This is a genomic window from Sphingobacterium shayense (genome assembly GCF_013179575.1).
In the GTDB taxonomy this organism is placed as follows: Bacteria; Bacteroidota; Bacteroidia; order Sphingobacteriales; family Sphingobacteriaceae; genus Sphingobacterium; species Sphingobacterium shayense.
On record NZ_JABMCQ010000026.1, the window covers coordinates 1 to 24,185 of the forward strand.

General features: G+C 41.5%; 15 protein-coding genes. 6 read left to right on the top strand and 9 right to left on the bottom strand.

The annotated features are described in order from the left end of the window. Nucleotides 1–268: 268 nt before the first annotated feature. Nucleotides 269–1,414, bottom strand: coding sequence for a zinc-dependent alcohol dehydrogenase (locus HP439_RS05190; protein WP_172389283.1), 1,146 nt, complete (start codon nucleotides 1,412–1,414; stop codon nucleotides 269–271). Between the two features lie 427 nt (nucleotides 1,415–1,841). Here HP439_RS05190 and HP439_RS05195 point away from each other — a divergent pair, with 427 nt between their 5' ends. Continuing rightward, entirely contained in the window at nucleotides 1,842–2,372 is a 531-nt protein-coding gene (locus HP439_RS05195) for a copper resistance protein NlpE N-terminal domain-containing protein (protein WP_172389284.1), read from the top strand. 146 nt (nucleotides 2,373–2,518) lie between these two features. On the opposite strand, the gene HP439_RS05200 is transcribed toward HP439_RS05195, so the two are convergent. The 5 genes from HP439_RS05200 to HP439_RS05220 form a co-directional block, all read right to left on the bottom strand. Next, complete coding sequence (locus HP439_RS05200; RefSeq protein WP_172389285.1) at nucleotides 2,519–4,084, bottom strand: RagB/SusD family nutrient uptake outer membrane protein; 1,566 nt, start codon at nucleotides 4,082–4,084, stop codon at nucleotides 2,519–2,521. Between the two features lie 20 nt (nucleotides 4,085–4,104). After that, on the bottom strand, nucleotides 4,105–7,200 hold the full coding sequence (locus HP439_RS05205; protein WP_216657769.1) for a SusC/RagA family TonB-linked outer membrane protein: 3,096 nt from the start codon (nucleotides 7,198–7,200) through the stop codon (nucleotides 4,105–4,107). Nucleotides 7,201–7,268: 68 nt separating this feature from the next. Further along, nucleotides 7,269–11,708: a GH92 family glycosyl hydrolase gene (locus tag HP439_RS05210; RefSeq protein ID WP_246229254.1), complete on the bottom strand. Its 4,440-nt coding sequence runs from the start codon at nucleotides 11,706–11,708 to the stop codon at nucleotides 7,269–7,271. Between the two features lie 6 nt (nucleotides 11,709–11,714). Next, nucleotides 11,715–13,061 carry a sugar porter family MFS transporter gene (locus tag HP439_RS05215; RefSeq protein ID WP_172389287.1) on the bottom strand — a complete coding sequence of 449 codons (1,347 nt, stop codon included), beginning with the start codon at nucleotides 13,059–13,061 and terminating at the stop codon, nucleotides 11,715–11,717. After that, nucleotides 13,048–14,892, bottom strand: coding sequence for a class I mannose-6-phosphate isomerase (locus HP439_RS05220; protein WP_172389288.1), 1,845 nt, complete (start codon nucleotides 14,890–14,892; stop codon nucleotides 13,048–13,050). The genes HP439_RS05215 and HP439_RS05220 overlap by 14 nt, the downstream gene beginning before the upstream one ends. Before the next feature lie 242 nt (nucleotides 14,893–15,134). Between HP439_RS05220 and HP439_RS05225 the strand changes: the two genes are divergently transcribed. From HP439_RS05225 to HP439_RS05245, 5 genes are all read left to right on the top strand, one after another. Further along, complete coding sequence (locus HP439_RS05225; protein ID WP_172389289.1) at nucleotides 15,135–15,869, top strand: GntR family transcriptional regulator; 735 nt, start codon at nucleotides 15,135–15,137, stop codon at nucleotides 15,867–15,869. Between the two features lie 391 nt (nucleotides 15,870–16,260). After that, entirely contained in the window at nucleotides 16,261–16,995 is a 735-nt protein-coding gene (locus HP439_RS05230; RefSeq protein ID WP_216657770.1) for a sensor histidine kinase, read from the top strand. Beyond that, complete coding sequence (locus tag HP439_RS05235; protein WP_172389290.1) at nucleotides 16,973–17,695, top strand: LytR/AlgR family response regulator transcription factor; 723 nt, start codon at nucleotides 16,973–16,975, stop codon at nucleotides 17,693–17,695. The genes HP439_RS05230 and HP439_RS05235 overlap by 23 nt, the downstream gene beginning before the upstream one ends. A gap of 82 nt (nucleotides 17,696–17,777) precedes the next feature. After that, complete coding sequence (locus tag HP439_RS05240; protein WP_172389291.1) at nucleotides 17,778–20,051, top strand: cation:proton antiporter; 2,274 nt, start codon at nucleotides 17,778–17,780, stop codon at nucleotides 20,049–20,051. Between the two features lie 12 nt (nucleotides 20,052–20,063). Next, the gene (locus HP439_RS05245) at nucleotides 20,064–20,282 is read left to right on the top strand and encodes a hypothetical protein (protein WP_172389292.1); all 219 of its coding nucleotides are present in this window, start codon (nucleotides 20,064–20,066) and stop codon (nucleotides 20,280–20,282) included. Nucleotides 20,283–20,515: 233 nt separating this feature from the next. Here the strand turns inward: HP439_RS05245 and HP439_RS05250 are convergent, their stop codons facing one another. The 3 genes from HP439_RS05250 to HP439_RS05260 all read right to left on the bottom strand — a co-directional run bounded on the left by HP439_RS05250 (nucleotide 20,516) and on the right by HP439_RS05260 (nucleotide 24,157). Next, a complete protein-coding gene (locus HP439_RS05250) occupies nucleotides 20,516–21,583 on the bottom strand; it encodes a TlpA family protein disulfide reductase (RefSeq protein WP_172389293.1) in 1,068 nt (355 codons plus the stop codon). A 433-nt stretch (nucleotides 21,584–22,016) separates the two neighbouring features. Continuing rightward, entirely contained in the window at nucleotides 22,017–23,387 is a 1,371-nt protein-coding gene (locus HP439_RS05255; RefSeq protein WP_246229256.1) for a putative oxidoreductase C-terminal domain-containing protein, read from the bottom strand. Beyond that, a complete protein-coding gene (locus tag HP439_RS05260; RefSeq protein ID WP_172389294.1) occupies nucleotides 23,384–24,157 on the bottom strand; it encodes a glucosamine-6-phosphate deaminase in 774 nt (257 codons plus the stop codon). Before HP439_RS05260 ends, HP439_RS05255 begins: the two co-directional genes overlap by 4 nt. Nucleotides 24,158–24,185 lie beyond the last annotated feature (28 nt).

The following is a 24,185-nucleotide window of genomic DNA, read 5'->3' on the forward strand; positions in this document are numbered from 1 at the left end:
AGTAGGATTATTTAGGGGATCGGCGTCTATGCCCCAGCCTTTTATCCGTTTACTCATTTCTTTTAGATCTCTCATAAAATTAACTCGTATAAACCCACACTACCTTTAACTTGTGGGAGGAATGGAGTCACTATTCCTTCTTTATTTAAACAATAATTTCTCATGTGCACAATCTAAATCATATTAGTGTTTAGAATTGATAGGAATTGTAGATAGTTCGTTAAGACAATGTCATATGCACGAGTAACATTTGTCTTAAATTGCAAACTTAATAGCTTGGTATGAGAACCGGTTTGATACAATGGTCAAGTTTTGAGGAAAATATGCGGTACGCATCCGAAATATCCTCCAAATCAAATCGGTGTGTAATAATTTCTTTTGGGGTTATCACTTTATCTTGAACGTGTTGAATTAGTTTTGGTAACAAACGCTTAACCGATGTCTGATTCGCGCGGATTGTAATCCCCTTATTAACGACATTCCCAATGGGAACCAGATTATCCGTGGGACCGTAAACTCCTACGATTGATACTACGCCGCCTTTTCGGACCGAATTTATCGCCCAATGGAGTGCGGTCGCCGAACCAGCCTGAAGTAGTAATTTTTTTCCTGTCAACGTTTGCATAGCGTTTCCGCACGCGTCAGATCCCACGGCGTCAATGCATACATCAGCGCCGAGCCAGTCCGTTATGTGTTTGACGAAAAGAACTGGATCCTCCATTGATCGGAAGTTATACGTCTCGCATGGTGCATATTTTTTGACAAAATCTAGTCGGTATTCTAAATGATCGATAACTATAACCCGACCAGCGCCAAATAGCCAGGAGCAGCGCGCAGCCATTATACCGATCGGTCCTGCTCCGAATATAACAACAGTATCGCCTTTCTTTATACCGGCCATTTCAGCGGCCTGATATCCAGTGGGAACTACATCGGTTAACAGGAGGGCATCCTCGTCATCCATATCAGCCGGAATCACCGTAGGCCCGACATTAGCATAGGGCACACGGACATATTCGGCTTGCCCCCCATCAAATCCGCCGGCGGTATGTGAATAGCCGAAAATTCCCCCAACGGCGGTGGCCATGGAATTTGACTCATGACAGTTCGAAAATAAACCGCTGCGGCAAAACACGCATTTTCCACACGCGATATTGAAAGGCACCAGTACTTTATCTCCAACTTGGAGATTGTCAACTTGGGTTCCTAGCTCTTTTACAATACCAATGAATTCATGGCCAAAAGTACTGCCAACCCTCGTGTCAGGAACCATTCCGTGATAAAGATGAAGATCTGAGCCACATATACAGGCGCGAGTAACCTGAACAATTGCGTCTTGGGGATGCAGTATCTCTGGCATAGGTTTGTCGTCAACCCTTATCCTAAACGGGCCTCTATAATTCATTGCTCTCATATTATTGGAATTTATCTATTTAAAATATATATCGTACCGGATTGTCCTTCATCTATCTGTTCCAGCACGTCAATACTGCTTGTAAACTATTTGAATTCAATGGTAAGTCTGCCGACTATGATATGACCGTGGACATACCGGGAGAAATCCTATCGACTAATAAAGGAACGCAGTAAAGAAAATAACGTTTTTAAATTCGGCAATTTGTTTAATTAGGATCAGATCTCTACCAGTTGGATCAACGGTTAGCAGCCGAAGGATCGCACCTTTAAAAATTGAATCTACGATATTAAAACAAATCGGCATGGAATTCCGTTCGTAGAAAACACAAGGTGGCTAAAGATAGTTCCTGTCGTCTCCTGGGAAACGGTGCTTAACATATTGGCAGGGCTGGAAGACTCCATCTATTAGAATAAAAATAAAGATTATGAGATCGCTCAGAAAGAAAACAAATATTGGAAATAGGTTTATATCATTCGTTGTAATTTTGCTCGCTTCCGGAGGATGCGTTGATTTAGCTGAAAACCAAGATGCAAAAAATGATCCTACTATAAATCCTGTAGAAAACAGCGAATCAACAAGCGCGGAGCCAGCGCCATCAGTCAGTTCCCCGGCTAATCAAGAGGAATCTACCACGGATATTTCTGTGAATCCAACAGACTATTACGGCGTATACGAAGGAACTAATCCATGTAAAGACTGCGAGGGCGTTTTCACCAAAATAGAGGTAAATAGTAACGAGACGTTCAAAATCAGCACGCGGCGCCTTCCGGACGGTAAGGCTTTTGAAGATAATGGAACGCTCAACGTGATTGAAAATGGCAGCGCAATTCATCTTAGAGGTAAGAATACAAACATGAAACTGCAAATAGGTAATAATCAGCTCTCTCAGATAAATGACAATGGAGCGTTTTTAGAAGCTGACAACGGTCAATATATAAAATTTTACAAAAAATAATCTCGTAGCCTTTCGTAGCAACATAGCTGGTGTATTGTTAATTAGAAAAAGCGATACGATCAGTAATCATCCTTTGATTCGTAAAAGCGTCAATTCGCCTTTTGAACCAAATTCTCGAACTGATCCTATCGCTCTGTTTGTCAAGGTTAATTATATCCTTCGTTCTGTTCCAATTCTGGATTCCGCTGAAGTTCGTCCATCGAAATCGGCCACAAGAGGTCCGATTCCTTAAACGTTGCGCCAGATCCATTTTTAGCACCAACAAGCGGTTGATAGGTCACCTTTCCTTTTTCTGTTTCTGAAATAACCGGAAACATCCCTGTACGCAGACAATCGTCCCACATTTTGAATTCCAAAGGGAGTTCACGTAAACGTTCTGTCCAACATTCTTCAACGAACTGATCGACAGACAATCCTTGTAATTCGCTACGATACGTCGCAACCGTTTTCCCTTTTGTGTCCGCGCGCGCCTTAATCTCGGCCAGATAGCCGGCTGCTTCTGCGGTGACACCCTCTGATTTCGCGATGGATTCCGCAGCTATTAATAATGCCTCAGCATAACGATAGATATTCCAATCTTTAGTCCCTTGTCCAGTTTCTAAAACCGCTCGTTCATCATAGAAATACCAAACGCCGGCTGCATCCGAAGACCAGCTTTCACCACTTTCAGGATTGGTGTATTCCCAATGAAAAAACTGATTTGGCTGAATACGCAAGTCGTCTGTGTTATACACATTTAAAAAACGGTTTGATGGACCATATATCCGCTCAAAAATCGCATATTTATCAAATACCGATGTGGCTGACGAACTGAAAGCATAGGTCGGCCACCACGCACTGTTACTAATTGCTTCATCGAATTCGTATGAATAGATGACTTCCGCCAATCTATCGTCCGTACGGAGCTTATTATACGCGCTACCGAGTTCCAGATTACTGTTAGGCGTTAAATTATGCGGAGAGTTTGTAACGATTCTTATGCTTGTTGCTGCCTCGGCGAACTTGTCTTGCTGCAGGTAGACGTTTGACAGCGTCATTGCCGCGACATATTTGGTAATTCTGTACCCAGCGCTGACAAAAGTCGCCGCCGGTAATACATCGACTGCTTCCGTTAAGTCTGCTTCAATAAGAGCGTAAACATCTGCACTGGCCACGCGGGGGATGAACGGATTTTGTGCGAGATCATATGGTTCTGTGGTCAATGGTACGTCACCGAAGGTTTTTACCAAATAGAAATAGTTAAATGCGCGAAAGAATTTCGCTTCGGCAATCAAAAGTTTCTTCTGGTTTTCGTCCATGGCAATTTCAGGGATATGTTTTATTGCCCCGTTTGCAATGTTGATAGCCCTATAGGAATCGTTCCAAATCGAATTCATCGTGTTGGATACAATGCGCGAATTTTGCTGGCGAGTTAGCTGTCTGGCATACAAACAGACTAGCTCCTGCCCTTCGTAGTTATTCGAGAAGTACCCTGTTAGGAATGTATTGATCGATGCTGTAGGTCCTATGTACGCCGATGGGGCATTCCCGTACCGAACAGGCGCACCAAGCCGGTACATTGATATAATATTTTCTTCTGCTTGTGCTGCATTTTCATAATAAAAACCTTCCGTTACAGTAGATCTTGGATCTTCCTCCAAAAAGCCTTCGCAGCCCGTGCCAGCAAATAACGTGAGTGACAATAGTGCTATTGCTATATTTTTAGTTTTCATAATAATGTCTCCTCTTTCATTTATAGTGTAAGATTTAAACCGAATGTGAATGTCTTCGCTCTAGGATAAGAGAAAAACACCATATTCTGTCCGAATTTATTGCTATCACCCTGTGACGTTGCTTCCGGGTCATATCCTTTGAAATCCTTAGAAGTTATTAGCCAAGGGTTGTTTGCACTCGCATAGATGCGTAGGCCCGAAAGTCCCATGCGACTAAGGAGATCTCTATTGAAAGTATACCCTAGTTGAAGGACATTTACCCTCAAATATGAACCATCAACAATCCAAGAAGAGTCGACATTCGTATCCTGACCAGCATGGCCTCCATTTGTCAAAACAATGGCCTGTTGATTGGTATTTGGGTTTGAACCGTTATACGCGTCGGTCAATATTTCCTTTAATCCATTGGTTATCCCAAAACGGTCATAGGTAGAATGATAAAATTGTTGCATGGTTTCTACGCCGTACACAAATTGGAGGTCCACCATGAGGTCAAAAGATTTATAGCTAAAATTATTAATAAAGCTACCCGACCAATCTGGTGTACCTTTACCTAATACCTCCTGTGTTGCTGAACGCTTCGGTCTACCTATTTGGTTTTGCTCGATATCGCCATTTTCGTAATCTTCAATTGTGTATACGCCATCACGCCGGTAACCGTAGAAGCTATTCAAATTCTCGCCAACCCGGATTATACTGTTCGGACCTCCTACCCAGCTATTGAGCAAGATGTCTTCGTTATTGACTCCCAGTTCTAGAACTTCATTTTTGTTGTAGTTCATGTTTAAAGAGGTGTTCCAAGTGAAATACTCGCGTTGGATCGGTGTTGCTGTAACCATGATATCCACTCCTCGGTTTTGCACCGATCCGATATTCCGCATAACAGACGAGAATCCAGTAGTGTTCGGTAATGGTGCCTCTAACAATAGATCCGTTGTCTTCCTGCTGTAATACGAAACATCAAAGTTTAAACGGTTGTTAAATACCCCCAACTCAACGCCACCATCATAAGTAGCAGTTTTCTCCCATTTTAGGTCCGGATTTGCTACCGTGCTAATGTAAGAATAAGGCATACGCGAACCGTCCATTAAGATCGTTCCGGAAGTAACGTTTGCAAGAGCGCTATAGGGTATGATTTCCGAATTACCGGTCAACCCGTAACTGGTATGTAGTTTCAGGTTGCTGATCCACGGATGGTCAGCTAGAAAATCTTCGTTCGAAACATTCCATGCTAATCCAATAGATGGGAAAAAGGCATATCTGTTATTGTCTCCAAACTTAGATGAACCATCATAACGGCCGGTAACCGTTGCTGAATACCTGTCATTATACGTGTACGCGCCACGGAGGAAATACGAGTTCATCGCCCATCTGTCCCACGCCGATGTTGGCGAGTCTGGGGTACTACCCACTGCCATATTATTCCATTCGAAGAAATCATTAGTAAAACCCTCGGTCCGGGAACCATTTACGCTATAGGTACGTTCCTGCCAGGATAAACCGGCCATCGCATTGATCCGGTGTTTGTCGAATTCCTTGTTGTAGTTTAGGTAGGTTTCTTCTTGCCAATAAAGGATATCTGAATTTTCTATCGCTGCCCATCCATTTGGCATCGAAATGTTATTAAGCATTATCGATGAATATCCTTTGTAGGCTTTTTTATGGTTATCAATACCAAATTGGGTTTTTAGATCAAGCCCGTCGGCAATGTGAAATGTTAATGCAGCATTACCAAATATCTGGGTGTTGTAGCGCATCCTTTTTTGTTTATCTAATATAGCTACAGGATTGGACATTCCCTCGAATGCAAGCGTTTTCGAAACGGTGGATGATGCGGATGAAGTGTAATTGCCCGCGGGATCATAGACCGGATACCAGGGAATCATCTCGATCATGGTACGACGAGCGTCTTGGCCACCACCGTCTTCTGGGGTATACTGACCCCAGGTGTGGTTGGCTGTCAAGTTAATACTCGTAGTCAACCATTCTTTTGGCGTAACATCATAAGCAATCTTCCCATTAATACGCTTGTTGTTGGTATTATTAACGATACCTTGTTGGTCGGTATAGTTAAGAAATGCACCGATCGAAGAGGTTTCATCTCCTTGTTGGATGTTAAGTTGATGATTGTGCGACAGTGACGTCCTAGTCGCCTCACTCTGCCAGTCCGTATCGTAGAGGGGGTCTCCATTGCTGTCGAAATAGTTAGCGTCATTAAACCAATCCTTTTTTTCCAGCGACCATGATTTACCATGCCATTTGTTCTCATTTTCCAGACCAATCATAAATGCCTCAACCCATTCATTCGCGTCAAGTACATCCATAAACCGTTGTGGAGAGCTCACGCTTGCCGAAGCCTGATAACTGATGGTTTTACGACCATCTTTCGATCCTCGTTTGGTTGTTACTAAAACAACGCCATTGGCACCGCGCGCTCCATAAATAGCGGCTGATGAGGCATCCTTCAAAACCTCGATACGTTCAATATCATTCGGATTTAACAAATGGAAATCTTCCATGACCACGCCGTCCACAACATACAGTGGATTAGAGGATGAATTGACGGTCGCCGTTCCCCGTATGACTACGCGGTTGGCATAGGCTCCTGGCTGGCTAGAGTTTGAAAAGATATTCACACCTGCCGCTTTACCGCGGAGGTTGTCTAAGGGGCTGAAGTTCTGAGATTTAATCATTTCTTCGCCTTTTACCATAGAGATAGAACCGGTGACATCTGACTTACGCATGGTACCGTAACCCACCACCACGACTTCTTCAAGCGATTCGGCGTCTTGCTTTAGGCTAAAGTCTAACGTTGTTCCCGCAACCGTCTGCTCCAACGGTTCATAACCAACAGATGAAGCGACTAAAACCTGTCCAACTTCCGCTGGAAGGGAATAGCGACCATTCGCGTCAGTTTGACTACTGGTCCCTGCCCCCTTGATCGTAATTGTGACCCCCGGTATCGGTGCACCTGTCCCAGCATCTTTAACGAGACCAGAAACGGTTTGTTGTACCGGATTTACCGTTAGCTTGCTTACCGGATCACGCGAGAATGCCTCGCTGTGGGGACAAACTGCTAGCAAAGAAAATAGAGCTACGCCTATCTTTCTTTTCATTCGATTTGCTTTTTTTAATGTGATCATAACTTTTTGTTTATTTGAGTTTATTGTTAGTTTGTTGGTCTTTAATCGGCGGCGTACTCTTGCAACATTAGAATAGCATCATACAGCACACCGGCTGATCCTCGGAACGAGCCCGAGCCACTAGGTTTATTGTCAAGGCTATAATATTCATAGAAACCATCGTTCGCTATAACTCGATCCAACATTGGGAGGAGCTGTTCGTAGGCGTCTTGATAAAAGCCCATTCTTATCATCTGCTTTATAATTCGGCCACCGAACCATGTCCAGTCTCCACCATTTTGATAGTCATAAGGCCGCATGCCTTTATTCTGAAAGCTCCCTTCAGGATAAGTCGGATATAATGTTAAGCCTACAGAGGGAGCTCCCGATTTTTGAACGTTCTCGATCATTTTATCGAACGACACCCTAGCTTGTTCCTTGGAAAGCAGGTCCGCTTCCATCGCAATGGCGGTACCTCCATGGTAAAAGATCTCATCCTCGTTAAATGTTTTGTCAAAAGGTGATTTATCTAAATAAATGTGAGGTTTAAATTTCTCCTTGGATTCATCCCAAAGATGCTTCATTGTATTGCGGGCTATATCGGTTCTTATTTTTTGCCATTTACCGAGGTTTTCAGGCTTCATGGTTAAATAGTTATCCAAGGCGACCAAGAACATCGCATTGTCATAAATATCGATGGCAAGATGGGAGTTCTCATCCAGCACTACACCCCAAGGATGCTCGGGCTGCACATCTCCCCAATCAGCCGTAGTAGCGCCCCATAACAGTCCATACTTTTTGTTAAAGCGGTGTTTCAACAGAAAATCTAATGCTTTTGCTAACCGCTTCTTTACAGTTACACCTGCAATCGATTCGTTCAGAAACTCCTGATCGCCGGTCACTTGAATGTACTTGTGGACAGCTTGAATCAACGACGATTCTTGATCCGTTTCTACAGTGTTTTTATGTCCAGCATAATTGGGTTCTAAATCGGAATAGATATATTCATAGCTTCCTTTTGATTTTTGCGCTTTTTCTTTTGGTATGAAACCGTCCACAATGTTTCCGTCTTTACCCTGTAGCCTGAAAAACACGCGTAAGTTTTCTTTGGTCTGCTCCTGATCATGGAGGGCACTAGCCAGACCAATAAAAGTATTGTAATCTCTTATCCAGACCTCCGCGTATCCATCACCTGCTGTAAAACCGCTTTCGACGAGCTTTTTAGCTTTTTCCTTTACAGTTTGTAAACGGGTATCGGACCGTATTTGCGATTTTAGGTCTGCTTTTCCCCAAAATTTATTCGGTTCAGGTCCCATTTCTAGCACCAAGGTCCCTCCTTTTAATGCTTCTGATGCAGGAAACTTGAAATCGGTGAGTGGTTTCCCATTAAGCAGTGCACTTTGTACATATACATTCGTCTGACTTGTATTTTTCGCTTGAATAGTAAAAGACTCGCCACGATTGTAACGACCATCAAGCTTTATCGTCACCTCCTCAAAGAGTGGACTTCCGATTTCGTAATACGGATTCACGCTGGTCCCACCATCCGTTTGAAATAGGCCAATCGCATTCATTAAATACCAAGCGCTCATTTGTCCTTGATCTTCATCTCCAAGGTATGCGTTCGAAACACCTGAACCATAATAACGCTCCCCAATTGAGCGGCTCCATTTCTGCGTCAGCCAAGGTTTTCCAACCCAATTAAAAAGATATGCGAAATGCATCGATTGTTGATTACCCTGCACCACTGGGTAGTCCCAATACTGATCATTAGGACCGTTATACCGCCATTTTTCACTTTCCTGAAACCCCCACTCTAGTCGTTCAATGAATTTATCCTGACCAATAACTTTGGCTAGTTCAGGGACATCTTGGGGAACGAAAAAGGTAAGCTGCCAAGCGTTTCCCTCGACGTAATGTTTATTGGCGCCGGATTTAAAAGGATCAAAATCGGATATCCATTCTCCTTTAGAATCACGTAACCTGGCATACCCTGTCTCTGGATCTATCGCATTTTTCCACCACTGTCCACGCTCATTAAACACACGATAGTCATCCGTCTTTCCCAATGCTTTTGCCAGTTGTCCGACGGTCCAGTCATCGAAACTGTACTCTAGAGAATTCGAGAAACGCCCTTGGTCATACGGTACATATTTATGAGTAAGATAGGTTTCAAGATCGCGGTTACCCGCGAACCCTCCGGATACGGAAGTTGCCTTGGTCGTTTGCATTTTTTTTACAGCCTGAAACGCTTTCTCGACATCATAGTCTCTAATCCCCATCTGGTAAGCTCCTACGATGAGCGGTATTTCGTGCTCAGCAACCATGACAGGCACATACTCCATTCCAGCTGGTCCTTTAGCAAGCCACCCATCAACATCGTACATTGCTAGTTGAGATCGTACCCACTTGCTGGACCATTCCGGGGTCACTAGGTTCCAAAACTGATTCAAATTCCAGAAGGTATTCCAAAAGGCATCGCAGCCTAAGGCCACGTCCTGCTTATCGGCAAACCGCTGAACAGTTTCATCCGCCGAGCGCCAGCTGCCATCCACGTCGCTAAAGGTATTTCGGCTCGCGAGTGTCCTGTACATGTTGGTATAAAATTTCTGCTTTTGTAGCCAGTTGTCGCTCGAAATTTCAACTCGACTAAGTAGTTCGTTCCAAGTTTCTTTATTTTTTAATACAACAGCGTCAAAAGACCAGCCGTATGGGTCTGAGATCTCTTGTTGTAAGTTCTCCGCTGCATTCTCTAGGCTGACAAAGGATATTCCGGTACGTAGCTGTACCGTCCTGTTTTTGCTAAGGTCAAACTCCGCAAACAACCCAGCCATATTTGCACTGTCTGCGTAAAGATCTTTGCCTTTACTCACTTTGTCATTTAGCCAGGAGCCGTAGCGAGCAATGGGTTGATCAAACTCTATAACAAAGTATATGGTATAATCTTGGTTTACATCCCCCGACCAGACATGCTTGGATAACTGTTCGCTCGTTCCCTCTATACGTTTGTCAGACACCTTTTTAATATTTACTTTATGTAGATCATAGCTATATTCTGCAGGAATTTTCAGATCGATCATCACTCGTCCGGTATCTCCGGTATTGTACGTGTAGCGCTGAATACTACTTCGGGTTAGTGACGTAAGTTCTGCTTTTATATTGTAGTCGGTCAGGTCGGCTTTATAATAACCGAGTGGTGCTTCTTCGGTCGATTTGTCTATTTTTGATCGATATCCGCCCTGTGTACCACTTTGATCACCAACAAAGGTTGTCAATTGACCGTTAACGGGAAAGGTGCCCAGTCCGGCCATAGTCCACTCATGTATATGGCTAAAGGTACCGATGGACTCAAACGTAGGATCATAACCTGCCTGCCATCCGCTATTTTGGTTATCCGGACTTAGCTTCACCATGCTAAATGGCATCCACGGCCCCGGTGCAATCATCCATCGTGAGTGCGCGGCACCCATCATCGTATTTACATAATCGGCAGGCCTCGCAACATCTTGTGGCCTCCGAATAACGTTTCCTTCAGCCTGTTTTTTGCCGTTGATAACCAGTTCATAAGTGCTCGTTTGCTCGCGTGTAACCGCAGGCATAGGTGCCTCTAATATTGACCTGCCGCTATCCAACCGAGTTTTATATATTTCTTTGCCATCCAAAATAACAGCTAGCTGTGTTTGGGATTTAGCTTCAATAATATCTATTAATAGGGGCTGCATTTTGTCTTCCGTTTGAAACGTTGCTGGACGAACATTTCTAAAAATGGCGTCTGCTTTTGGTTTAAGTGACGCTGAACTAGGTCCAGTCAACTTTAGCTGATCAAAAGCCACCCAGCCGCCATCTAAGGAAGTGATTACAATCTCATTGTATCCAGACTTGATTAGTCCGCTGGGCAACGCAATATCTAATATCTGTTCGTCCTTAGTGGAAAACGGTCCTACTGGTGCTGGAGAGGTTTGGTTTCCTTCTTTAGGTTTATTTTGCTTGCCCGCTGCAGGTATATTTTTGATTCCCGATAATGGAAATAGAAATGGTTTGCCATTCACAAGAAGTTTTAATACAGAACCATGCTCAGCATCGATCCCCAAAAGGTCCACGTTTAGATGCCACTCTCCCTTTTTGGTGCGCTCGGAATTACCCTTCACAAAATTGCCTGACTTCTGTGATTCCGCTATCTCAAACCCGAGACTTATAAAATGGGAACGTATTCCGGCGGTCCGTCCGGTTCCTCCCCAAGCATTGTCCGGTCCAGGTAAAACAAAAGGAAAATCGGTTGCAGATTGCGAACTGCCAATCATGAAATACCGATCTTCGTAACCAAAATCATGGGCTAGAAAATCTTCAAATGCGTCCGGATATAAGGCCATGTCTGCAGCCTTGTTGTCCGCTTCACCGATCGTCCAAATAACAGATTGCTGTGCATAAGCCGGGTGGGCTGTTATAGTAAATAGTGCGATGAAGCAAAAAAATACTTTTATCAATTTATCTAAGTTTATCATAATTGGTTAGTTTTTCGTCTTCTTCCAAAAATTTTCGATTTCTTCTAAAGTTTTTCCTTTGGTCTCGGGCAAGAGTTTAAACACCGAGATAAATACAACGACACAGAACAGTCCGAACAACCAAAAGGTGTAGGCAATTCCAAGGTCGCGAATCATGACTGCGGTCAGCTGTCCGATGATTGCGTCCGCGACCCACATTACCATGATACTTATGCCAAGCGCTCTGCCTCGAATAGCAGTAGGAAATATCTCAGAGGCTACAACAAATTTCAAAGGGCCGATAGAAAACGCGAAGCTGGCTAGAAATAGAGTAACAGTCAACAAAATCCAAAGCCCGGGTACGTTGTCCAGATAAAAGAAAACACCTGTGAGGATAAGGCTTAACGAGGCACAAAACGACCCTATTAGGTATAACGGTCTGCGTCCAAGTTGGTCTACTTTCCAAATGGCGATAAATGTAAAAAGCATATTTGCTGCTCCAAATAATATCTGGCTTTGGTAGGAGTTATCCATACTTATACCGGCATCTTTTAAGATCGTCGGTCCATAATAGATGATTGCGTTAATCCCACAAAACTGTGAAAACAATGGAAGTAGGATACCAAGTAACAATGGACGGCGCATGGCTTTTGAAAAAAGCATATTATAACTTCCTTTGGCGGTAGTCTGGCTGACATGTTTGCTAGCGGATTGGTCATTCTGCTCAGCAGCCTCTTTTTGCTGGGCTACCCAACGTGAACTTTCAGGTACAAAAAAGAGACCTAAAATAAACAGGGTCGCTGGAAGTAAACCCACCAGAAACATGGCTCGCCACTTTTGTTCTACAAAAAGAAGCGCCCAAGTTTCTCCCCATCCTAAAGCGCCAGAACCGTCGTGGCTTAACAGCCCATAATTACTTATGTAGGCGGCTAATATTCCAATAGTGATGGCAAGTTGATAATAGGTGACGTACCGGCCTCGCCTTTCTGCAGGGGCCATCTCGGAAATATAAAGAGGTACGATGTTCGAGGCGATACCTACCCCTAATCCGGCAACAATTCTTGCACCAATAATACTGGAAAAGGTATCGAGCAATCCGCAGCCGAGCGCTGATCCCCAAAACAATATTGCCGCAGCGAAAAGTAGCTTTCGGCGGCCGAGTTTATCGCTCAGGGCTCCTGAAATCGCCACACCGATAATACAACCAACAAGCGCCGAAGAAACAAGCCAGCCCTCCTGTCCTGGCGACAGTGAAAATTGTGCTTGCATAAGTGGTAGCACACCGGAAATCACTGCCATGTCAAATCCGAAGAGAAAGCCGCCTATGGACGCAACTGCGCAGATAAGCGCTAGAAATCGATTAGTCTTTTCCATCTCCTCCCTGATTATTCATATATGTACTACTGAAACTCGAATCTTGAGCGTCTGCTTTCAAAAAAGCTTTAATAACTTTCGCAGGTTGATTTGTTTGATTAATCAACCGGTAGCCTTCCGCTGCCGCTGGAATGATGAACGTTTCAGCATAGTTAAATTGTGCTGTCGATCCGTCTGCCGTTATTACCTGAATCGATGTCCCCTCCACAAGCATGAGAATATGACATACACCTTCCGTTTGAACTTCGATTTCGGATGTGAATTCAAGCCGATGGACATCGTAGTAATGAATCTTATGTGTTGGTAGATGAACAACGTTCCAGCCTTGCCCCTGTTCTACTATCTGAGGTGCAGAGATGAACTCGCGAGCAACGCGTGCGCCTTTGCGCTGAAAATCCAAGTTGTTGAAAGCATGCTCGATGTTAATCGGTCGAGGTTTCCCTTGAGCATCTTTCTGAAGCCAATCATACATCTTAAAAGTAAATATGTAGGGTGTGGCGCTGATCTCGAGCACCAGATTGTTCTTTCCTGAACTATGGACCGTACCGTTTGGAATTAAGAAGAGCTCGTGTTTAACAGAAGGAAAGCGCTGGACATACTTGTCGACCTGCAGCGGACTATCATTTTTCACACTGTCTTCTAGTGCGCTACGAAACTGATCGGGATTTATATCATCCTGAAAACCGAGATATACCTCAGCTCCCTGTTTACAGTCCAAAATATAATACGTTTCATCTTGCGTATATGTCTCGCCAAAATTTTGCTGGATATAAGGGACTGTGGGGTGACACTGAATCGAAAGGTTTCCTCCGTCAAAGGTATCTAGAAAATCAAATCGAATCGGAAAATAGCTTCCAAATTGCTTAGCATGTATGCCAAGCACAGATTCATTTTCCCTGTACATCAAGGTATCGAAACTTAACTCTAAAAGCACACCTTCGCTTTCGAACACAAGACCGTTTTCTGGAGCGATGATTTCAAACGACCAAGCGAGATTCTCCTCTCCTGCACCTAATGGTGCAAAGCGCTCTTTCATCCATTGCCCCCCCCAAATACCTGGGTCAAACCACGGTCTTGGGCGAAACACGGTACGAGACATTTTCTTCATGCTAGCAAAAAGGTCTTCTGCCAAGGCCCATGATACATTGTCTTCCCACTGCGCATCGACAAAAATGTTTATTTTGTTTAAAAGCTCCTGTTTATGTTTATTCAACACGACCCAGTCGACAAAATAGAGCCGCTTATACATAGTCATATTGTCACTAGTTTGAGAAGTCGCTAAATTCGTAATGGAATTAGCACGCATTCTATAAAGCAACTCGCTTTTGGGAAGGTCTAAATAAACAAGCGCCGCTTCGATGGGAACAAGGTTAGCTCCCACACCGATTATGATGTTGATTTGAAAGTCTGAATTTATAGTTATCTCGCTGAACTTATCAACGAGAAAAAAATCGTCAAGGGATAAACCCGTGTTCGTTCCCCACACGGAGTCCGCTGCACCTAGATAAGGGGCCACAAGCTCATTTATTACCTGTTCTGGTTTAAAAAACGCCGGCATCTCAATCCAGTTTACCCGTATACCATTTCTAATAAACACCTCCTGAAGCGATACCTTCATCTGCTGCCAATCAACCCCCACATATCCGTCTATTTTAACAACTGGATGTTTAGCAATCCAATCTGCTAAAGTGTCGTATCCACTTAATATTTTCCCTGGCGTTAAAGAATGGAAAGGATATAAATTGTAACGCATGTCTGCTGTTTCCTCCGTTTTAAGGATTTGTGGCATAATCTCCTGATTTGTCTTTCTTCGGATTTCGTTAATATTCATTTATTATTTGTTATAATGTATGTACATATAGATTTGGAAAGCAATTTTGCTTGCGGTATTAACAGAGCACACCATAATTGAATATGAGCTTATTAATAGGTTTTAGCAACTACAATATTAAGTAAATAAAATACAGTAGCAAATTTTATCGACGATTTTATTTATAATTTGCAATAATATGTACATACATATTAACTTATTAGAAATTTTATACTATTTTTGCCGCTTATTCTAAGATGTAAATGAAGGTAAGTATAGATCATTCAAGCACTGTTTCCCTGCATGTTCAAGTTGAGCAGTTACTTCGAAAAATGGTAGATTCATCTGAGTTTAGTAATGGAAAAATGTTACCTAATGAGATTGATTTAGCTAGGCGATTAGCTATATCAAGAACAACCCTTCGGCAAGCGATAAATAAACTGGTTTACGAAGGATTACTCATCAGAAAGAAAGGTGTGGGGACTTGGGTAAATGGGAATCGCTCATTGAGCTCAAAATCCAAAAACTGGCTAAGCTTCTCCCAAGAGATGGCAGCCAGAGGGATTCCTATTAGAAACTTTGAACTTCATGTAAGCTGGGTGACACCTGAAGATGAAGTAGCAAACTTCTTCGATATTAAAAAAGACAAAAAAATACTTAAGCTCGTGCGCCTAAGAGGCACATTAGATGGCCCTTTTGTATATTTTGTCTCTTATTTCCATCCAAGGACGAACTTGAACGGTGAGGAAGACTTTAAGTTACCGTTATATGAGATGCTTGAACAGACTCATTCAGTCGTCGCTTATAAATCGATGGAAGAGATCGGGGCACGTTCTGCAGATAAGTTTTTAGCAGATAAATTGGAAGTTGACAGCAATAGCCCGATACTATTTCGTAAAAGATTTGTCTACGACAGAGCCGACCGTCCTATTGAATATAACCTAGGCTATTATAAGGCGGACAGTTTCACCTACACAGTGGAAAGCATCCGCGAATAGTGATTACCGTGCCAAAAGTATTGCGATGTTTACTTTCATTTCGAGGTTAAAATATACCTAATACGATTTATACACTCGCGAAAAATAATCTAACGTTTTAGTAAATATGTTAGATATTAAAATACTGTATATAAATATTTTGAGATATTCCCCTTACAATTAATAATCACGTATTTAAAATACCTAAAAAAGAATAGATTACAATATTTAATTTTTATTAAACTAAAGCCGTTAACAGCGGTACAGAGGATGCTTTAGATGATGCTACATCTACGGAATAAATGTAGTTCGAGAATATGTTACTACTGTAGGTTGGTACGGATTATCGCTCGAAATAGCTGCATCATCCTTGTATTTCTTCCTATATTAGCAGCAGACAAATATTTTAAATATGCCGTATCTAATATACTGGATTATCGGGTTCGCACTTCTAGGTTTACTAATTTTGCTTTTTTGGATGTACTCGCGTCTACGCTTGTTGCAGCGACAAAATAAGAACTTAATATTAGCCAAACGTGAGTTTAAAACGAATCCGATGTCTGAGGAAGACGTCGTACGTTATAAGCTCGACCCACACCTGCTTAAAAACGCGCTGAATACCATCCAATCCCATGCATATCAGAGTTATTATGCATTAGACAAATTATCAAATGTGCTTGATTTTATTTTATACGAATCCGACCTTAAGTGGGTCAAACTGAAAGATGAAATTGCTTTTGCTCAAAATTTAATTGAGATCAATCGGCTTAAAGTCAGTCCGTTATTTGATCTTCACGTCCGTGTACGTATCCCGCAAGAAGCTGAAGAACTACTTATTCCTAGATTTATATCAATAAATCCTATCGAAAATGCATTTAAACATGCAGATCTTCAGCAGGATGATAGTTTTATATCAGTTGTCTATGAAGTCAAAGACGATACTTTTGTTTTAATCGTAACTAATAAAATATCAGAGCTTTCCCCTATCAAATCGTCTAATGGTGGAGTTGGAAATAAAACATTCCTTGCCCGACTGGAAAACATCTATGGCGACAATTATAAGCTAGATATCGAACAAAAAGATAGTATATATAGTATTAAACTAGAATTACAACTCACCCCATATGATCAGATGCATAATCGTTGATGATGAACTCCCTGCTATCCGATACTTGCAAACGCTCGTCCGTGATTTACCAGAGGTAGAAATTGTAAAATCATTCAATAACGCGCAAAAATGTTTAAGTGAGATCGAACATTTAGATTTTAACACCTGTTTGCTGGATATTCATATGCCCGGTATGAATGGACTTGAGTTAGCAAGTCATCTTTCCGGGAAGGCAATTATATTCTCTACCGCTTTTAAAGAATTTGCGGCCGATGCATTTGACCTAAATGCCGTCGACTATTTACGGAAACCCTATCAATTGGAACGTTTAAAGAGCGCTATGGAGAAAGCGCGATTCTGGTTAGACAAACAATCGGATGGCAAAACATTGGAGATCGAACTGAATAGCGCGGTGGGAAAATCACGTATACACACCGCTAAGATCGTTTATATTGAGGTCGCGGAGCACGATCGTAGGGATAAAAATATACACTTAATCGGCGGTCAAGTGATACTGGCGAAAAATATAAGTCTTGAAGAGTTACTCTCCATACTGCCAAATGGCGAATTTTCACAAATAAACAGGAAAATGCTTATTTCTCTAGCTCAAGTAAGTTCCTATACCGCCCAAACGATAACCTGTAAATATCAGGAAGGCAACAATGGTACGCGACTTCCTCTATCTGCTGCTTACAAAACCGCGTTTCTCGGACAACTATCGAATCGGTACAATTTTTAAGGCTTTCAGTACAATTTGATCGAGCAAATTTGATTAAAATATAGATACATAGTATAATTGATCTTCGGATCAACAAAATACTATGCAAAAACACAAAGCGACTTTATTCTATGTACTTGTTATAATAGTCGGTATCGCAATTGGATACGGGATTATCCATAACGGAGTGTTACTGGAAACAAATGTAACATCCACTCGCAGCGCGTCGAATGTATCTTCATGGACACATTTCCTAGAACAGATAAGCCAAAATTTAGCTTATCCTTTTGGAATCCTGCTATTACAGATTATCGCTATTATTCTGGCTGCTCGCTTTGTAGGAATGTTGTTTCGTAAGATTGGACAACCCTCCGTAATCGGCGAAACAGTAGCCGGAATTGCCTTGGGACCGTCTCTTTTAGGGATGTATTTACCAGAGGTTTCTGCATTTCTATTTCCAGTAGAGTCATTAGGTAACTTGGGTGTATTAAGTCAAATCGGTTTAATACTATTTATGTTCGTGGTGGGGATGGAGCTAGATCTCAATATACTCAAGAAAAAGGCCCACGATGCAGTTGTGATCAGTCACGCCAGTATAATATTTCCTTTCTTGCTAGGTTTGGTGTTGTCATATATGATATACCAATCTACTGCTCCCCAGGGTATCTCCTTTTTATCATACGCGCTGTTCATTGGTATATCCATGAGTATAACAGCATTCCCAGTGTTGGCTCGTATTGTCCAAGAACGAGGTATGACCAAAACGCGGCTCGGATCAATTGCAATCACCTGTGCAGCGGCAGACGATATTACGGCTTGGTGTTTATTAGCAGCAGTTATTGCGGTAGTAAAAGCGGGTTCTGTCACTAGCGCTATATACACAATCCTATTTGCTGGGGCTTATGTATTTTTAATGCTTCGATTCGTCAAACCGTTTCTACAACGCGTTGGTGATCTACATTCCAACAAAGAGCGTCTGGGTAAATCTATTGTAGGCATCTTTTTTCTTACACTCCTAATCTCCTCCTGGACTACTGAAATTATTGGAATTCATGCCTTGTTCGGAGCATTTATGGCTGGTGTCATTATGCCATCCAATACAAGTTTTAGGAGTATATTCATCGAAAAAGTCGAAGATGTTTCTCAGGTATTACTACTACCCTTGTTTTTCGTTTTTACAGGACTTAGAACACAAATAGGGCTTCTTAACGATCCGGAACATTGGCAAACTTTATTTTGGGTAGTCACCATTGCCGTTGTCGGTAAATTCGTTGGAAGTACGATTGCCGCACGAGTAGTAGGGCAAAATTGGCATAGCTCGTTAAGCATTGGCGCGCTTATGAACACCCGCGGACTGATGGAGCTAGTTGCTTTAAATATAGGATATGATTTAGGTGTTTTAACCGCTGAAATGTTCGCTATTTTGGTGTTAATGGCGCTAGTGACAACTTTTATGACGGGGCCGGCACTGGATATCATAAATAAGTTTCTTCCCGAGGAAGACGAAGAGAAGAGATTCGCTCTTTCTCGAAAAAACAAATATAACATTTTAATATCTTTCGGAAATCCAGAGACCGGAAAGCTACTTCTTCGTTTAGCTCATATGTTCACACGCAAATCTCGTGATAACTCATCTGTCACAGCTCTACATCTATCGATTGGAAACGAACTAAATCCCTATAACTCTATTGAATTCGAACAGGAGAGTTTTGCACCGCTAAATAACGAAAGCAAAAGATTGGATCAACCGTATAAAGCGGTTTTTCAAGGCACCGATGACATCGAACAGGAGATTGCTGTGAAGGCGAACGAGGGTGATTATGATCTCCTCTTAACAGGAATGGGGCAATCCATTTATGAAGGATCTATGTTGGGGAAGATCCTTGGATTTACAACGAAAGTAATTAACCCTGAAAACCTATATAGTACCTTAACCGGACGAGAAAAAAAACTTTCTCACAGCTGGATGGATGCGAGGACGTATAGCTTATTGAAGTCAATTGACATTCCGTGGGGAATTTTGGTCGATCATAGGATGCCTGCTACCATCGAGAACGTAGTTGTGCCGATAGGTACTGTTAGTGATAATTTTCTATTCTTTTATGTACATAAGCTCATGCAAAACGGTAACGTACGGATCACGTTTCTGGATATGGATTCCACGATTAATGAACATATAGAAATAAAAGAAGCTATTCGTGTACTGGAGCAGTCCGCACCCAACCGGGCTGAAATTCTCCATACAGACGTTAATAATCAAGTCGAGTTTGCCATATTTGATATCATGTTAATTAGCCAATATAGCTGGAAAAGGCTTCTAGATGAACATGAAAATTGGATCAATGGACTACCGAGTACATTAATTTTAAAATCTTAAAACCCGCCGATAATGGAACGATTTCTATTCGAATCTCTTATAACAAATGAGGAAAGAATCCAACAATTGGAACGATGCTTAGACAGGATGCAGGCTATTCAGAACTGGGAAATTAAGCGTTTACAGAATGGTATTATTATTACTATCGAAGCATTGCGGATCCGTGCATTTGAGCTAGGACTCGCCTTGACAAAAAATGGCTATTCCGTCGAAAGAGTCTATGAGGAGTAGCGCGCAACTGGCAAACGCAGTCACCGTTGGTCTTAGCATTCACCTAGTTCGTGATACGGACAACTACTGATTCCAAAAGTGGCAATTACCTCTTGTATATGTTTCGGTAGTTACAAACGGAGACAAATACCACAATCAAGTATTCGATACTGTAACAAACACCTGTTCGTTCTTTCATTTTTGGCGATCCTTTACTTAGGTCCATTTTTTTCTTTAGTTTAATTGATCGCGGTTTAATCATTGACAATTGCTTTTATTTCCCGTACGAAATTACCGGAACCATTATCACGGTATAATATTTTCCCATTTCTATCGATTAATAATAATGTTGGTATTGATTCGATACCAAGATTGTCAACAATTAAATTTCTCTTATCAAAAACGTGTGTCCAATTCATCTCTTTTTTGGTTTTGGCATTAATAAACGCTGTTGAATCACGGTCAATAGATATCCCTATTAATTTAACTTCATTATTTGAAAGCTCATTTTCAAGACGCTTTATATCAGGAATTTGTCTTAAACAAGGGCCGCACCAACTAGCCCAAAAATCAAGGAGTAAATACTTCTCTTTAAAACTTCTCAGTGGTATTTCCTTTCCACTAATATCAATTAATTTGGTTAGAGGAATCACATCGTTAATTTTCAATACAGTTGGCGAAATCTTTTTTTGCAATATATCTATAGTTCTCCTACCGTCACTTGAAGATAGATACTTTTCCGGAAAAGTCTCGTTAAAATACGATAGCAACATCACGTAGTAATTGGAGTCATATTCTATAAGCGAAGATATTCCAATTACTTGATCTATAAAATAATAGAATGAGAAGAAATTATCTGGTTGTTCTTTAAGAGAAAGTAACGATTTTTGATTAACCGTTTTGGCTAAATGGCTAATTTCATTTTTCAATGAATCGCTTTTCGAAATTTCTGAGCCATGTTTTTCAATTTCATAAGATAGTTTTTTTAAATCGACGTCTTGACGTTGTCGAAGCTCCCGAAGAAACTCATTAGTCGTTGTATCATAAATAGGTATTAAACTTCCGCTATGCTTGCTATATAATGCTCTATTCCCCTTGCTTTCATCATAATATAAATTTAAAGTTGATGGAATGCTATCTACAAAAAAAGAAAGATATTGATCTTTGTAGTTGATAAGAACCCTTGCGTAAATTGTATAATAGGGTCGCTTAATAATTATAGAAGAATCACTATGATTAAAATTAATACCTTCTGTAAACTTACCATCTTCAAAATTGACAATTAAGTCTTTGCTTTCCACATTATTAAAATTGATTTTCATATCAACATTATTCTGCCCATAGATTGAGGAATTACTACTTGTAAGGACTGAAATAATAAAAATTCGGAAAAACCATTTTGTTATAATTCGAGGCATAATTAGAGAATTAAGTGACAATAGTGCATGTTAAATTTCCACAAATTCGGTATTTTCACTTGAGGCTAGAAAAAAGCAACACGATCGAAGTGACAAAAAAAATTCTTTTCATAAACTCAACGTGCTATAACGCGCTGAAAGTCAAGTTACCAATATTTAAAGAAGAATAATTGTTAATAATTGTTAATACATTGGACAAGATGGCACTATCGAAGCAAACGCTTGTCTTTGCCGTACCCGCCCCCCTTGATAGATGAAAAAAACTGTGTAATAAATCGTGTGAAAGAAAAAAGATAGTCTTGAATTATTCGCCAACATGCCACTTATTTTTAAAAACTTACTCCTTTGCCAATTTCAGCGCCTGAGTTGTCACGTAATACTTTGACAAAATATAGCTCCTCTCCCATTCGGGCATGTGTCCATCAGCAAGATAAGACAAATATTTTTCGGCTACTTTTGCAAAATGCTCTTCGTGCGAAGTTTTCAAACTATCGGGAATCTCTACACGGTAACTCTTGCCATCTGCTAAAAAAATCAAGCCAGGAAACCTGTTTTGCAAGCTCTTGAAGCTGATAGCCATCTCTTCTTGCTCCCTTTGGGAAAAACCGACTTCAGAAAGCGGCTCAATACGTAAAGTTGCTTTAAAATTCTGCTTAGCATCTTGGCGAATTGTTAAACGAGAGCGGGAACCAAGTACCTCCGAGTAATGGGTATCGCCTGCTCCAGGCACCGCTTGAAAAGCCCATTCAACTTCCACGCTAGCATGTACGTCCTTTATCGTATAGTCAATAGTTCCATTCGCAGAAACATAGAGACTATCATCTCGAACATTTTTCTTCAAATATTCTGGGAATTCTTCGACACGGGTTGATTTGGTAAACTGATCCTTACTTAAGCGTACCGGCCAACGGCTAGCTTTCAGCACTTGGATGTCGTTTGCATAATCAAAAACCTGTTCTGGAAAGCATTGCCACTGAATCAAATCGATCATATGTGTAGTAACATCGACAATCCCCTCGCCTTCTTGTTCCACATCATAGTACCATGGCGGCCGGGTGAGCGCGTTGCCAGAAACTTCCTTGTAGAAATGATGTTTACTCTTCTTAATAACTGATGGATGCTCTAAGCTGCCTTTCTGTAATGTTCCGAAAATAGCAGATTCTTTCATCAAATGTGACTGCATGACAATGTTAGGATCATACCGCTCGGTCATAATATCGTAGATGAGTACATCCTTCTTCTGGGCATTGGTAAACGCTTCTTTCAAGAGTTCAAATCCTTTATCGTCGATAACCATAGGTTTATCTGAAAGCACATTTAGGCCAGCTAAAACAGATTGATTAATATAGCTCGTTTTTTCTTTGTTGTTTCCTGCCAACACGACAATATTACCCCGTTTTTCAGCAAGCATCTTTTCGAAAAAATCCGATCCAATATAAACCTTAGACTCCCAAGATGTAGGCATTTGGGGTCTTTTGTTATAGGTGTTCAACAGGTCTAAATGGCCTTGTATATCTTGCTGACTTGCACCATATATGTAGCAGACTGAATCCACACCTTCTAACATCGTTTTTTGGAGCAATGATGCATGAAAATGTCCTGGTGCTACAGTCATTAATCGCCAAGGACGACGATTTGCATCCTCTTTATTCGTACATCCCGAAAGAATCACCATCAATATTAGGATAAAGCAAAATATATTTTTCATACCAAATTTAACTTTTCCGCGCTAGCTTCATCGATAAATAATTCGGCGCTACGATGCTGCCGAAGAATACTTGCGGGAGTGTCCGAGTTAATAGGATGATGAAGGGTAGCATAAACTGCATCGGCTTTCCAGCTTCCTGGCACCATACAAAAGATTGATCTCGCCGAATACAACGCCGGTACCGTCAAAGTAATTGCGCGGGAAGGAACCTGATCAAAGGTAGCAAAACAACCATCGTGTACTTGCTGCATCCTGCTTGTATCGTCAAGGTCTACTATTTTTACATAGTATGGATCGTTAAAGTTCGCAATATGAGGCTCGTTAAATGCAATATGGGTATTCTCCCCAATTCCCATTAAAACGATATCGATAGGATTCGCTCGTAGAAGATTCTCGTAACGAACGCACTCCTGTTCCGGACTCGCGGCATTTCCACGAATGTAATTCATGGTTCGCAGCGGCACATGGTCGAGCAAATGGTCTTTCAAATAACGGCCAAAACTTTGCTCATGTTCGGGCTCTAGCCCAATATATTCGTCCATATGAAAGGCGCTTATTCGAGACCAATCAATACCATCTGCAGCACAAAGAGCCTCCAAAAACTCGTTTTGTGAAGGAGCCGACGCGAACACTAGATTAACGTTCTGCTGATTAGCTAATAGCAAACGAATTTGTGCTGCAGCTTTAGCAGCCGCTAGCTTCCCCAACCGTAATCGGTCAGGTAGTACACTTATTTTTAGTTTTCCTACGGTATGTTGATTTACATTCATATTTCTTCCTTTTTTAGGTTGTTCACCA